12 protein-coding genes are annotated in these 13,046 nt (G+C 69.4%); 2 read left to right on the top strand and 10 right to left on the bottom strand.

Translation table 11 applies throughout. The features are described 5' to 3' along the window. Positions 1 to 104: 104 nt before the first annotated feature. Positions 105 to 1,373, bottom strand: a complete 1,269-nt coding sequence (gene cbiE / locus ACWGCN_RS09050; RefSeq protein ID WP_452457585.1) for a precorrin-6y C5,15-methyltransferase (decarboxylating) subunit CbiE — start codon at positions 1,371 to 1,373, stop codon at positions 105 to 107. Continuing rightward, positions 1,370 to 2,122: an SDR family NAD(P)-dependent oxidoreductase gene (locus ACWGCN_RS09045; protein ID WP_378988026.1), complete on the bottom strand. Its 753-nt coding sequence runs from the start codon at positions 2,120 to 2,122 to the stop codon at positions 1,370 to 1,372. The genes cbiE and ACWGCN_RS09045 overlap by 4 nt, the downstream gene beginning before the upstream one ends. Before the next feature lie 110 nt (positions 2,123 to 2,232). Here ACWGCN_RS09045 and ACWGCN_RS09040 point away from each other — a divergent pair, with 110 nt between their 5' ends. Further along, on the top strand, positions 2,233 to 2,631 hold the full coding sequence (locus ACWGCN_RS09040; protein WP_452457584.1) for a TIGR03618 family F420-dependent PPOX class oxidoreductase: 399 nt from the start codon (positions 2,233 to 2,235) through the stop codon (positions 2,629 to 2,631). 54 nt (positions 2,632 to 2,685) lie between these two features. Here ACWGCN_RS09040 and ACWGCN_RS09035 read toward each other — a convergent pair whose 3' ends face one another. Further along, positions 2,686 to 3,813 (bottom strand): M24 family metallopeptidase, encoded by a 1,128-nt coding sequence (locus ACWGCN_RS09035; protein ID WP_379315142.1) that lies wholly within the window; start codon positions 3,811 to 3,813, stop codon positions 2,686 to 2,688. 97 nt (positions 3,814 to 3,910) lie between these two features. On the opposite strand from ACWGCN_RS09035, the gene ACWGCN_RS09030 reads away from it, so the two are divergent. Then, a complete protein-coding gene (locus tag ACWGCN_RS09030; protein ID WP_387443337.1) occupies positions 3,911 to 4,885 on the top strand; it encodes a 5'-3' exonuclease in 975 nt (324 codons plus the stop codon). Between the two features lie 114 nt (positions 4,886 to 4,999). On the opposite strand, the gene ACWGCN_RS09025 is transcribed toward ACWGCN_RS09030, so the two are convergent. The 7 genes from ACWGCN_RS09025 to ACWGCN_RS08995 all read right to left on the bottom strand — a co-directional run bounded on the left by ACWGCN_RS09025 (position 5,000) and on the right by ACWGCN_RS08995 (position 12,966). Further along, on the bottom strand, positions 5,000 to 5,722 hold the full coding sequence (locus ACWGCN_RS09025) for a DUF4333 domain-containing protein (protein ID WP_452457583.1): 723 nt from the start codon (positions 5,720 to 5,722) through the stop codon (positions 5,000 to 5,002). 120 nt (positions 5,723 to 5,842) lie between these two features. Next, a complete protein-coding gene (locus ACWGCN_RS09020; RefSeq protein ID WP_387443333.1) occupies positions 5,843 to 8,542 on the bottom strand; it encodes a DEAD/DEAH box helicase in 2,700 nt (899 codons plus the stop codon). A 3-nt stretch (positions 8,543 to 8,545) separates the two neighbouring features. After that, on the bottom strand, positions 8,546 to 9,499 hold the full coding sequence (tatC, locus tag ACWGCN_RS09015) for a twin-arginine translocase subunit TatC (protein ID WP_452457582.1): 954 nt from the start codon (positions 9,497 to 9,499) through the stop codon (positions 8,546 to 8,548). 110 nt (positions 9,500 to 9,609) lie between these two features. Beyond that, positions 9,610 to 9,873 carry a Sec-independent protein translocase subunit TatA gene (tatA, locus tag ACWGCN_RS09010; RefSeq protein ID WP_452457581.1) on the bottom strand — a complete coding sequence of 88 codons (264 nt, stop codon included), beginning with the start codon at positions 9,871 to 9,873 and terminating at the stop codon, positions 9,610 to 9,612. 92 nt (positions 9,874 to 9,965) lie between these two features. Next, positions 9,966 to 10,994 (bottom strand): 2-dehydropantoate 2-reductase, encoded by a 1,029-nt coding sequence (locus ACWGCN_RS09005; protein ID WP_378988045.1) that lies wholly within the window; start codon positions 10,992 to 10,994, stop codon positions 9,966 to 9,968. Continuing rightward, positions 10,991 to 11,974 (bottom strand): helix-turn-helix transcriptional regulator, encoded by a 984-nt coding sequence (locus ACWGCN_RS09000; protein WP_378988048.1) that lies wholly within the window; start codon positions 11,972 to 11,974, stop codon positions 10,991 to 10,993. Before ACWGCN_RS09000 ends, ACWGCN_RS09005 begins: the two co-directional genes overlap by 4 nt. Beyond that, positions 11,971 to 12,966, bottom strand: coding sequence for a helix-turn-helix transcriptional regulator (locus ACWGCN_RS08995; protein ID WP_378988051.1), 996 nt, complete (start codon positions 12,964 to 12,966; stop codon positions 11,971 to 11,973). The genes ACWGCN_RS09000 and ACWGCN_RS08995 overlap by 4 nt, the downstream gene beginning before the upstream one ends. Between the last annotated feature and the right edge of the window lie 80 nt (positions 12,967 to 13,046).

Below are 13,046 nucleotides of genomic sequence, written 5' to 3'. Positions count from 1 at the left end.
CCCGAGCCGTGGGTTCTACACGTTCGGTCCGAAACTTTTACGGCGCGCGGACCCTGCGGGAACGGATTCACCGTGATCTGCGCGTGATCTGACCGTGATCGGTGCTAAGCGTCCACACTCCGGCGACCAGCGGGTTTTCGGACAATCCACTGAGCGACCGGCAAGTGCGGTCGCCAGGCCGTGAACCCGCCGAGCGGTTCACCCCGATAGATCTGAAATTTGCGCAGGGTTCCGCCGAACCGCGCCGACCAGTCGAGCAGCAGCGCTTCCGATTCCGCGGTGACCGCGTTGGCGACCAGGCGGCCGCCGGGGCGCAGCCGCTGCCAGCACTGCTCGAACATGCCGTCCTGGGTGAGACCACCACCGAGAAATACGGCGTCCGGAGCCGAGATATTTTCCTCGGCTAACCCTGAGCGCACCTCACCGCGGATCGTTATTCCCGGCACCCCGAGGGCGGTGATATTGGTCGCGATTTGTTCCCGGCGAGCAGGCAGCCGCTCGAACGTGACGGCGCGGCACAGCGGATGGGTACGGCACCATTCGATGGCGATACTGCCCGACCCGCCGCCGATATCCCACAGCATTTCCCCCGGTGCGGGGGCGAGAGCGGTGACGGTGAGGGCGCGAACCTCGGCTTTGGTGAGCTGGCCGTCACCGGCGAAGGCAGCGTCGGCCAGACCGGGCAATCGGGTGTCGCGACGCGTATCGGGATCGGCGCGGCAGTCGATGGCGACAATGTTGAGCGGGTCGCCGGGCGGGTGTGACCAGGTAGCCGCGGAGCCGGTGTGGCAGTGTTCGGCGGGGCCGCCGAGTTGCTCGAGAACCGTCAGCGATGAAGCGCTGAATCCCTTGTCGCACAGCATTTCCGCGATTCTGCTCGGCGTCGTTTCGTCTTCGCTGAGGACGAGAATCCGCCGACTATCGGACAATTCGGGCACGACGGTGGGCAATGGCCGGGCAACCACACTCACCACCGGGGTTTCGGCCAGCGGCCACCCGAGCCGCGCGCAGGCCAGCGACGCCGACGAGGGCTGCGGGAACACCCGCAGCGCCGCCGGGCCGAACCGGCGCGCCAGGGTGACACCGATGCCGTAGAACATCGGATCACCGCTGGCCAGCACGCCGATGCGGCGACCGGCATTGCGCCCGAACAACTCCGGCAGGGCGGGCAGCAGCGGCGTCGGCCACGGCACCCGCTCGATATCGCCGGCCGGGAGCAGCGCCAGTTGACGCGAGGAGCCGAACACCACGTCACAGTCCCCGATTTCCCGGCGGACGTTCTCCCCCAGACCCGCCCAACCGTCGGCCCCGATGCCGGCCACCACGATCGGGTGGCCGGTCCAGTCCGCCGCCGCGTCGCCGGACGCGGTCACCGTGGCATCCGACGCCAGACCGATTGCGGGAGCAGGCGCATCACGAAGAAGGCGATGGCAAGGCGGCCGGGCACCGCGACCCGGGTGGCGCCCTTGCCGAGACTGCGGACCACGGCGTCGGCGACCTGGTCGGGAGTGATGGCCAGGGGCGCGGGTGCCATGCCGGTGGTCATGCGCCCGATCACGAAGCCCGAACGCACCAGCAACAGCTGCACGCCCGTGCCGTGCAGGGCGTCGCCGAGGCCGCTGGCGAAGCCGTCCAGGCCCGCTTTGGCCGAACCGTAGACATAGTTCGCCCGCCGCACGCGCACGCCCGCGATCGAGCTGAAGACGACGATCTGGCCCGATCCCTGCGCACGCATCACGGTCGCCAGGGTCGTGAGGACACTGACCTGGGCGACGAAGTCGGTGTGCACGACCGCCACCGCGTGCGCCGGGTCGTGTTCGGCACGATCCTGATCGCCGAGGACGCCGAAGGCGAGCACCGCTGTCGCGATGCCACCGTGCTCGGCGGCCAGTTTGTCCAGCAGGGGCGCGTGGGTGGCGGTCTCGTCGGCGTCGAATTCCACGGTGTGCACAGCGGTCGCGCCCGCCGCGCGCACCTGCTCGACCTCGGCCGCCAACGCGCCGGCACGGCGAGCGGCCAGGATCACCACCCGTCCGGGTGCCAGCCTGCGCGCCACTTCGAGGCCGATCTCACTGCGCCCGCCCAGGACCAGCACCGGCCCATCGTTCTGCTGCATTCCCATAGCGCCAGTCTGTCATCCGGCCCGTCCGGCCGGTGCCGGCCTACCTCTGTTGCGTGCACGGCGCGAACCCGCGCAGCGACGCGCCGGTCGGCCCGGCTACCGTTTCCGGCATGCCGACCGCCACCACACAGCTGTCCCCCGCTGCCCTCGCGTTCGTCACCGAGCGGCATCTGGCCACGCTCACCACGCTGCGCGCCGACGGCACCCCGCACGTGGTCGCCGTGGGCTTCACCTGGGATCCGGAGAGCGGGATCGCTCGCGTGATCACCGACGGCGCGTCGGTGAAGGCACGCAATGCCGGACGAGGCGGCTACGCGGCGGTGAGCCAGGTCGAGGGGCCGCGCTGGCTGACCCTCGAAGGACCGGCGACGGTACTCCACGACAGCGCCGACGTCGCCGAAGCCGTGCGTCGCTACACCGAGCGCTACCGGGTGCCCCGCGAGAACCCGACACGGGTGGTCGTCGCGATCCAGGTGCGCCGGGTGTTGTCGTCGGGCACGTTGAAATAGCCTCCGAAACCCCGCTCAGCGCCGTGCGGGCGCTTGTCGCTACGACTCGGCCGCTTACAGCACCGTCAGGCCGTGCGGCCGATTGTTCATCGACTCCACACCGTCGTCTGTGACGACCACGATGTCCTCGATCCGCGCGCCCCATTCGCCGCGGAAGTAGATTCCCGGCTCGATGCTGAACGCCATGCCCGGCTCGAGCACCAGGTCGTTGCCCGCCACGATGTAGGGCTCCTCGTGCACCGACAGGCCGATGCCGTGGCCCGTGCGGTGGATGAAGGCGTCGCCGAGGCCCGCGTCGGCGAGCACGCTGCGGGCGGCGGCGTCGATGGATTCCGCGCTCACCCCCGGCCGCACCGCCGCGACCGCGGCGGCCTGGGCGGCCTCCAGGACCGCCACCTGTTCGACGATCTCCGGGCGCGGGGTGCCGAGAACATAGGTGCGGGTCGAGTCCGAGTAGTAGCCGGGTTCGACGGGGCCACCGATGTCGATGACCACCACATCGCCCTGCTCGATGACGCGATCGGAGACCTCGTGGTGCGGGTCGGCGCCGTGCGGTCCACTGCCCACGATGACGAACGCCGCCTCGGTATGGCCTTCCTCGACGATCGCGGCGGTGATATCGGCGCTCACTTCGGCCTCGGTGCGACCGGCCCGCAGGAACTCGCCCATCCGCGCGTGCACGCGGTCGATGGCCGCGCCCGCCCGGCGCAGCGCGTCGATCTCGGCCTCGTCCTTGACCATTCGCGACTCGCGCAGCACCGGCGTCGCCGAGGCGGGCAGACCGGTGGTCGATTCGGCGAGCGGGATCAGGTGCAGCGCGGGCATGGCATCGGCGACCGCGATGCGGGAACCGGCGTGCAGAATCGAGCGGACCAGCTGGTACGGATCGACGCCGTCGACCCAGTCGAGCACCTGCAGGCCGAGTTCGCCCGCCGCGGAATCGGCGAGCGAGGCCAGCTCGAGTTTCGGGATGACCACCGAGGGCGTGGATCCGTCGGCCGGGATCACCAGGCAGGTGAGCCGCTCGAAGGATTCCGCGGCCGAACCGATCAGGTACCGCAGGTCGGGGCCCGGAGTGATCAGCAAGGCGTCCAGATGCGCCGCGCGCATCAACTCGACCGCCCGCTCCAGCCGCTGACCGTAGACCTTCGCCGCGAACCTGGCATCCGTGTGCGCGCTCATAGGATCCGACGTTACCCGCCCCGCACCGAGGGCAGCCACCGAAGCCCATCGGCACGGCCACGGCCACGGTGTCGGTGGTTCGGGGCACAATCACCGGGTGACCGCTGACGAGAGCACCCGTGGACCCCTGTTGATCCTCGACGGCGCCAGCCTCTGGTTCCGCGCCTATTACGCCATCCCCGACAAGCTCAGGGGCGCGGACGGCCGCTCGGTGAACGCGCTGCGCGGCTTCACCGACATGGTGGCCTCGCTGGTCACCAAGCATCGCCCGAGCAGGCTCGTGGTCGGGCTCGACCTCGACTGGCGGCCCCCGTTCCGGGTGGCCCTGGTGCCCTCCTACAAGGCGCACCGACTCGACACCAGCACCAGCGCGGCGCCCGGCGCGGAGGAAGTGCCCGACACGCTCACCCCGCAGGTCGAGATGATCCTCGAAGTACTCGAGGCGGCGGGCATCGCCACCGGCGGCGCGGAAGGCCTCGAGGCCGACGATGTGCTCGGCACCCTCGCCAGCCGGGAGCGCACCGACCCGGTTGTCGTCGTGAGCGGCGACCGCGACCTGCTGCAGCTGGTGCGCGACGAGCCCGCCCCACCGGTCCGCGTGCTCTACGTCGGTCGCGGTCTGGCCAAGGCGGAACTGTTCGGCCCCGCGGAACTCTCGGCGAAATACGGTGTGCCCGAACAGAACGCGGGACCGGCATACGCCGACATGGCGACCCTGCGCGGCGACGCCTCCGACGGCCTGCCCGGCGTGGCGGGCATCGGCGACAAGTCCGCCGCCCAGCTGATCACGAGGTTCGGCTCGCTCGACGCGCTCATGGACGCCGTCGCCGCTCCCGATTCCGATATCGCCAAGGGTGTGCGCGCGAAACTCGTTGCCGCACAGGACTATCTGAAGGTCGCCGCCCCGGTCGTGCGGGTGGTCCGCGACGCCGACGTGATCCTGTCGCGTCCGGACGTCCTGCCCACCACCCCCGCGGACCCCGACCGGCTGCTCGCGCTGGCCGCCGAGTACAACGCCGAGAGCCCGATCACCCGCCTGGTCACCGCACTGACCGCGGCACACACCGGCTGATCCGCCGGCGACGAGTTCGCGACGGCGCCACCGCCCGTCCGTATCTGCGCCGCCGGAAACGACACCGGGCCGCCCGCGTAGTCGCGGACGGCCCGGAAAACACAGTGCGAGCGCCTAGTTGGGGCGGCCGACCTCGTAGGTGCCGTCTTCCTTGGTGATCTTGACGGTGACCTTCTTCGCCTCGCCACTGACCTTCAGCTCACAGGTGAAGGTCGCGTCGACCTCCACCGCCTGGCCGGAGGGGCAGCTGACATCGGAGACGTCGGCGATGCCGTAGGAGTCCTTCAGCACGCGCGAGACACCGTCCTGCACGGCCGCGTTGTCGAGTTCGTCCGAGGAGAACACGACCAGGATCAGACCGATCACGGCGGCGACCACGAGCACACCCGCGGCGATGAGCCCGATGATCAGGCCCTTGCTCTTGCCACCGGAGGACGGCTGCTGGCCCCACTGCTGTTGCGGGGCGGGCTGCTGGCCCCACTGCTGCTGCGGCGCGGGCTGACCCCACTGCTGCTGTGCGTTGGCGGCCTGGTTGTTCCAGTCCTGCGGCGGCGGCTGGGTCTGGCCCCACTGCTGCTGCGGCCCGGTCGGCTGCTGCGGCTGCTGGCCCCACGGCTGCTGCGGCTGCTGGGGCTGTTGTCCCCACTGCTGCTGTGGCTGCTGCGCGTTCGGGTCATTCCACTGCTGGGTGGGCTGGGCGCCCTGTTGTGGCGGGTGCTGCGCGCCACCCCAGTGCTGGGTGGGACCGGCGCCACCGGCCCCCTGCTGACCCCCCCAGTGCTGGGTGGGATCGTTGTTCCCCTCCCCGGGGTTGTTCGGTCCGTAAGGGCCGCTCATCCACTCGCCTCCACTCGCATCATTAGTCCATACGGTAGCCCCCCGCGCCGGGCCTGCCGCATTCGCACGACATCCGCCTCACGGTCGGTACGCGAAGAAATCAAATCACAGACGTGCCGACTACGCGGCGTCCACCGCGACGACACCCCGCCGTACCGCACGCACCGCCTTGGCGGCGGTGGACGCGATCTCGGGGTCGTCGGCGGTGTTGTGGATCTGATCGAGCAGGTCGATCACCTGCCTGCACCACCGCACGAAATCGCCCGCCGACATCGTCGTACCCTGGTCGCCGCTGGCCAGCAACGCCTCGGCCAACGCATCACCGCGCGCCCACTTGTAGACCCCGGTGACGAACCCCAGATCGGGTTCGCGGGTGGGCGGAAGTTTGTGTCGCACCTCGTCGGAGCGCAGATCCGACCACACTTCGATGGTGGCCGCGACCGCACGGCGGATCGGATCGGTCGGTCCCGCCGGCGTCAGCAGGCCGGTTTCCTGGCGCGATTCGTAGACCAGTGCCGACACCACCGCCGCGAGTTCGGCCGGGCCGAGTCCGCGCCACAGACCCTGGCGCAGGGCCTCGGCGACCACGAGATCGCTCTCGGCATAGATTCGGGCCAGGCGCCTGCCGTCGGCGGTCACCTCGCCGTGGGCGACGAAGCCGCGTTCCTCGAGCAGCCCGACGATCCGATCGAACGTGCGCGCCAGCGAATTCGTGGTGGCGGCAACTTTCTGGCGCATCGTCTCGGTCTCACGGGCGAGCCGCGAATACCGCTCGCCGGTGCGGCTCAGCTGCTCCCGATCGGGACGATTGTGCGCGGGATGGGACCGCAGACTGCGCCGCAGCGTCGAGAGCTGACGATCTTCGCCGCCGCGAACACGATCGTTGCGCTTGCCACGGCGCGGAGCCGAGATTCCGGTGCCGCGCAACGCCGAGGCCAGGTCGCGGCGGATGCGCGCGGTCCGATGATCGACCCGGCGCGGCAGATCCATGCGCCCGAGCGCTTCGGCGGGCTCCGGGAAATCGGCCGCGGACACCCGACCGGCCCAGTGGTCCTCGGTCAATACCAGTGGACGCGGATCGCCGGGCGTCTGGTCGGGTTCGAGGATCACCGCGAGCCCGGAACGCTTGCCCACGGGGATGGACACCACGTCGCCGCGACGCAACCCGATCAGCGCTTTCACCGCGGCACCGCGCCGGTCTGCCCGCCCCTGCTGCTGGATATCGCGTTCACGCTGCTTGATCCGGTCGCGCAGCGACAGATACTCCATGAAGTCGCCGTCGACGCCGCCGAGCTGACTCTCCAGCTTGCGCAGCGCGCCCTCGTTGCGTTCGATCCCGCGGACGAGCCCCACGACCGACCGGTCGGCCTGGAACTGGGCGAACGACCGTTCGAGCAGCGTTCGGGCTTCCTGGGCACCCATCCGGTCGATCAGGTTGATCGACATGTTGTAGCCGGGCCGGAACGAGCTGCGCAGCGGATAGGTGCGGGTGGAGGCGAGGCCTGCCACCGCACTGGTGTCGACCTCGGGCTGCCACAGCACCACCGCGTGACCCTCGACGTCGATACCGCGCCTCCCCGCACGACCAGTGAGCTGGGTGTACTCGCCGGGGGTGAGCTCGGCATGGGTTTCGCCGTTGAATTTCACCAGCCGCTCGAGCACCACCGTGCGGGCAGGCATGTTGATGCCCAGTGCCAGCGTCTCGGTGGCGAACACCGCGCGCACCAGACCCTTGACGAACAGTTCCTCGACGGTGTGCCGGAACGCGGGCAGCATGCCGGCGTGGTGGGCGGCCAGGCCGCGCTGCAGCGCCTCGCGCCACTCCCAGTAGCCGAGGACCTCCAGATCGCCCTTGGGCAGGTCACCGGTGTGCTTCTCGATGATCTCGTCGATCTGTGCGGCCTCGCCGGGACGGCTCAGATCGAGGCGGGCGCGCAGGCACTGGGCCAGCGCGCCGTCGCAGCCCGCGCGGCTGAAGATGAAGGTGATCGCGGGCAGCAGGTTTTCCTCGTCGAGGCGCGCCAGGACATCCGGTCGCGGCAACGGGCGGAAATTGCCGCCGCGTCCACCCCGTCCGCGCGGACCGCCGTAGCCGTGCATCCGGTCGGCGCTCTCACGCTGGCGGATGAACCGCACGAGGTCTTCGTCGACCACGACCTTGTGGTCGCTGGACTTGGTGTCGAACAGGTCGAACATCCGCCGGCCGACCATCACGTGCTGCCACAGCGGCACCGGCCTGGTCTCGTCGACCACCACCGCGGTGTCGCCGCGCACGGTTTCCATCCAGGCGCCGAACTCCTCGGCGTTGGACACCGTCGCCGACAGGCTCACCAGCCGCACATCCGGTGGCAGGTGCAGGATCACTTCCTCCCACACCGCGCCCCGGAACCGGTCGGCCAGGTAGTGCACCTCGTCCATCACCACGTAGGACAGACCGTGCAGCGAGTCCGAGGACGCGTAGAGCATGTTGCGCAGCACCTCGGTGGTCATCACGACCACCGGCGCGCCGGGGTTGATCGACTGGTCACCGGTGAGCAGGCCGACACTGTCGCGGCCGTGGCGGGCGGTGAGATCGGCGAACTTCTGATTCGACAGCGCCTTGATCGGCGTGGTGTAGAAGCACTTTCCGCCCGAGGCCAGCGCCATGTGCACGGCGAACTCACCGACGATCGTCTTGCCCGCTCCGGTCGGGGCGCACACGAGCACGCTGTGCCCGTCTTCCAGCGCCGCGCACGCGGTGCTCTGGAAGGGGTCCAGATCGAACGAGATTTCACCGGCGAATTTCGCCAGTTCGCTGGGCAGCCCCGGAGTGTCGGTCACCCCTCAGAGCGTATCGGAGTAGTCCGACACCGGGCGCGCGGTTTTCTCCGGCTCGCTCACCGGATCGGCGGACGCCACCGGCTCGGGGGTCTCGAGCGGAGAGGCCTGTTCGTCGTCGAGCGTGCCCCAGCCCTCCTTCTCTTCCCGGCGGGCCTTGCGCGCGTCACTGAACCGCGCGAACTGCACGGCGAACTCGAACAGCACGGTCAGCGCGATCGCCAGCGCCAGCATCGAGAACGGGTCCTGCGGTGTGACGATCGCGGCGAAGACGAACAGACCGAAGATCATCCCGCGCCGCCACGCCTTGAGCTTGGTGTAGGGCAGCACGCCGACCAGGTTCAGCCCGATGATGATCAACGGCGTCTCGAAACTGACGCCGAAGATGATCAGCAGCTGGATGATGAAACCGAAGTACTGATTACCGCTGAGCGCGGTGATCTGGACGTTGTCGCCGATGGTCATCAGGAACGACAACGCGTGCGAGACCACCACGTAGGCGAGCACGGCACCCGTCACGAACAGCACCGAACCGGTCACCACGAACCCGACCGCGAGCTTGCGTTCCTTCGCGTACAGCCCCGGGGTGATGAACGCCCACAGCTGGTACAGCCAGAACGGGGTCGCGATCACCACACCGGCGGTGAATCCGACCTTCAACCGGAGCATGAACTGGTCGAAGGGGCCCGTGGCGAGCAGTCGGCAGGCGCCGCCGGGGGTCAGGCTGGCGCGCGCCGATTCGGGCAGCGCACAGTAGGGGCCGCGCAGGATCTCACCCAGGCTCTCCATCCCGAAGAGGGTGTGCGCGTACCAGAAGAAGCCGATCAGGGTGGTCACCGCGATGGCGGCCAGTGCCAGCAGCAGCCGGGTGCGCAGTTCCTGCAGGTGCTCGACCAACGACATGGTGCCGTCGGGATTCGTCCTGCGCTTGGTGCGCCGGGGATCGAACGGAATGCGCATGGTGGGTGGTGGCCTCTAACCCTCGGTTCGGCGGATGCTCGGCGGCAACTTCTGACGAGACAGCACTTCGCCCCGGAGCGATGACTACCGCTCCGGGGTGATGGCCGAGGTCAGAGGGTTTTGTGGCCCTGCTGCGGTTCGACGATCGGGGTCTGTGCCTGCGGCGCCGACGCGGACAGCTGCTGCTGCGGCGCGGGGGTGGCCGCCGGTGCGTCGGATGCCGACGACTCCGCCTGCATCTGCCCGACCTCGCTCTTGAAGATCCGCAGCGAGCGGCCGAGACCGCGTGCCGCGTCGGGAAGCCGCTTCGCGCCGAAGAGCAGAACGAACAGCAACGCGATGATCAGCAGGTGCGTCCAGCTGAACGTGCCCATTATCAGATACCTCCAAAGACTGTGGTGATTACCGATGCTACCTGGGTTCGGAGCGTGGTGGACGCCGAGCCGCAGCGGTGTTCGCCACGCGTTCAACCCGCGACAGCGGCCGCCGCCCCGGTCAGCTCGGCGAACAACCGGCTCCCGGTGAACCGGGCGGTGTCGCCGGACTCGGCGATCCTGATCAGCTCCGTCAACCGCCGGTTGACCGGCGTCGGGTGCCCGACCATGTCGCCGAGGCGCACGATTTCCCCGCACAACCACGCGATTTCGGTCCGCCGACCGAGCGCGAGGTCATCGGCCATCGACGAACGGGCGAGCGGATCGATGGCGAGCACGCGCCCGAACACCCGCCGGAAGACCGCGTCGGGAACGCGCAGCAAATGCACCATCAACTCGGGTGGAACGGGGGTGAGCTGCGCGGGCCGAATTCGCGCAGTGTTCATCACGGCGAGGGCTTCGGACTGGGTCAGCGCGAGGCAGCGGCGGTAGTCACGCTCGGCGAGTTCCTCACGCAGCGGCTTGCCCGACAGCGCGTTGATCGGGTTGTTCAGATTGAGCAGCAGTTTCGCCCATTGCACCGGACGCAGATCGCGGTGGCGGCGCAGCGGCAGTCCGGCCGCCCGGAAACGGTCGGCGAAGCGGTCGACGACCGGGTCGTCCTGGATCGCGAGGTCGCCATCGCTGGCGCGGTGGAAACACCCGCGACCGCTGTGCACCACATTGAACATCACCATCCCGGCCAGGGCGATGCTGGTCGGCAGAATCTCTCTGATCACACTGGCGTTGCCGATGCCGTTCTGCAGGCTCACGACCGGCGTGCCGGGGCGTAATCGGCCCGCGACGGCACGGACCGCGGCGGCGGTGTCGGCCGATTTCACCGTCACCAGGACCAGGTCGGCCAGCTCGGGTTCGTCGGGCTCGAGCGCGAGGCCGAACCGGTCGGGCGTCACCTCGGTCGAACCGCCGTCCAGATCGGTGAGGCGCAGGCCGTGTTCGGCGATGTCGTCGAGGATCCGCTGACGGCCGACGAAGATCACTTCCATACCCGCGGCGGCCAGGTGACCGCCGATGAAAACCCCGACGCTGCCCGCGCCGAGGACCAGTACTCGCTGACTCACGCGGGTTCGGTCTCCCCCACCAGTCCGGCGGCCGCGTAGGCGGCCAGGGCGGCGTCGGCGCGCAGGCGCACCGCCGCCACCAGTTCGGGTGGCCCGAGCACGGTGACGCCGGTGCCGAAGCCGAGCAGCAGCCGAGCCATCCAGTCCGGCGAGGCGAAGCGCATGCCCGCCTCGATACTGCCGTCGGCGCGCGATTCGATGCGGTGCATGGGGTACTGGTCGAGCACCCAGGCGTAATCGGCGCGGATCCGGAGCCGGGCCAGCGGCACGTCGGGGTCGTCCTGGAACAGGTCGAGTGCCGCGGCGTCGTTGGCGGCGTGACTCGGCGCACGGGCGGGTTCGTCGAGTTCGGTGGCGTCCTCGATCCGATCGAACCGGAACAGGCGAACACCTTCGGCCTGCCTGCACCAGGCCTGCAGGTAGCTGTTGTTGTCGACCAGCACCACGCGAATCGGGTCGACGATACGTTCGGACACCTCGTCGCGGCTGGCGGAGTAGTAGACCAGGCGCAGGGCTCGCGCGTCGGCGAGCGCGGCGCGCACGGTCGCGACCACCGGCTTCTCGACGGGGACATCGACCGGTTTGCCGGTGACGACGGCGTCGGTGCTGGCGATCGCCGATTCGATCTTGGCGATGGCGGCGTGCGCGGCGGTCGGATCGACCATGCCCGGCATCTCCACGATCGAGCGCAGCGCCACCAGCAGCGCGGTGGCCTCGGTGGAGGTCAGCCGTAGCGGCCGTTCGATCCCGGCCGAGAAGGTGACCTCGATGCTCTCCTCGGAGAACGACAGGTCGATCAGATCGCCGGGACCGTAGCCCGGCAATCCGCACATCCACAGCTGATTGAGGTCGCTCATCAGCTGTTTGGTGGTGACACCCAGTTCGGCGGCGGCCTCGGCCGCGCTGATACCCGGGTGCGCGAGCAGGTACGGCACCATGTTCAGCAGGCGCGAAAGGCGTAGGGACAGACGCGAACTCACGACGTGACCTCCGTGTGGTCGAGTACCGACCGTAGCCGGTTCATCACGTCGGCGCGCAGTTCCGGTGGTTCCAGAACGAGAACATCGGGACCGAGGCCGGTGATCAGCCGGGCCACCCAGTCGCGGGATCGGACCGGCACCGCGAGCACCGAGCCGGGACGTCCGCCCAGGTCACGGGTGTCGACTTCGGTGCCGATGCGGCGCAATTCGCGACCGCGACCCTTGGCGACCCATACGGTGGCCGACCCGGTGACGGGAGCGTCGCCGGTGACCCGGTCGACGATCGCGCGCAGATCGGTGTGCGCGGGCTTGTGGACCGCGTCGACCGGACCGTACGGCCGCACCTGTCCACCGATCCGCGAGAGCCGGAACGTGCGAACGGCATCACGTTCGCGGTCGTGGCCGACCAGATACCAGCGCCCGTGCCGGGTGACCACCCCCCACGGTTCGACATCGCGGGTCACGAACGGATCGGTGACGGCGCTGTGGTGGCCGAACCGCACCGCCTGCCCCGCGTCGATCGCCGCGAGGAGTTCCCGCAACACCGGCTCCGACCCTCGGGTGCGGGCGGGCACCGCGGGCACCGACACCCCGACGTTGTCGGTCTCGACGGTGACCCCGGCCGCGCGCAGCTTCAGCAGCGCGCCCTCGGCCGCGCCCGCCAATTCCGGTGAGGCCCACATCTGCACCGCGACGGCGACCGCCGCGGCTTCCTCGCTGGACAGGTCGATATCGGGCAGCTCGTAGGCGTCCCGGTTGATCCGGTATCCCTCGAGTGTCGAGAACCGTCCCACCGGACCGACTTCCAACGGGATGCCCAGATCGCGCAGTTCGTTCTTGTCGCGCTCGAACATCCGGCTGAACGCCTCGTCGGTCGCGGAGTCCTCGTAACCGGCCACGCTGGCGCGAATACGTTCCGCGCTCAGGAACTGCCTGGTCGACAGCAGCGCGATGACCAGATTCATCAGCCGCTCGACCTTGGATATCGCCACTCGATAGAGGGTAATGGTCGCGCCCGCTCCCCCGCGCGTCGGCGCACACTTGGGCCACGGTCCCGCGACCATGGGACCCA

It is taken from the genome of Nocardia sp. NPDC055050 (genome assembly GCF_053608345.1).
The sequence above is the reverse complement of the archived record's forward strand: the minus strand, read 5'-3'. Positions and strand labels throughout refer to the sequence as shown.

Coding starts and splice junctions, on each gene's coding strand:
- ACWGCN_RS09025 (WP_452457583.1), bottom strand. CDS start 5,722: ATGAGCGGCCCTTACGGACCGAACAACCCCGGGGAGGGGAACAACGAT.
- tatA (WP_452457581.1), bottom strand. CDS start 9,873: ATGGGCACGTTCAGCTGGACGCACCTGCTGATCATCGCGTTGCTGTTC.
- ACWGCN_RS09045 (WP_378988026.1), bottom strand. CDS start 2,122: ATGGGAATGCAGCAGAACGATGGGCCGGTGCTGGTCCTGGGCGGGCGC.
- tatC (WP_452457582.1), bottom strand. CDS start 9,499: ATGCGCATTCCGTTCGATCCCCGGCGCACCAAGCGCAGGACGAATCCC.
- ACWGCN_RS09040 (WP_452457584.1), top strand. CDS start 2,233: ATGCCGACCGCCACCACACAGCTGTCCCCCGCTGCCCTCGCGTTCGTC.
- ACWGCN_RS09035 (WP_379315142.1), bottom strand. CDS start 3,813: ATGAGCGCGCACACGGATGCCAGGTTCGCGGCGAAGGTCTACGGTCAG.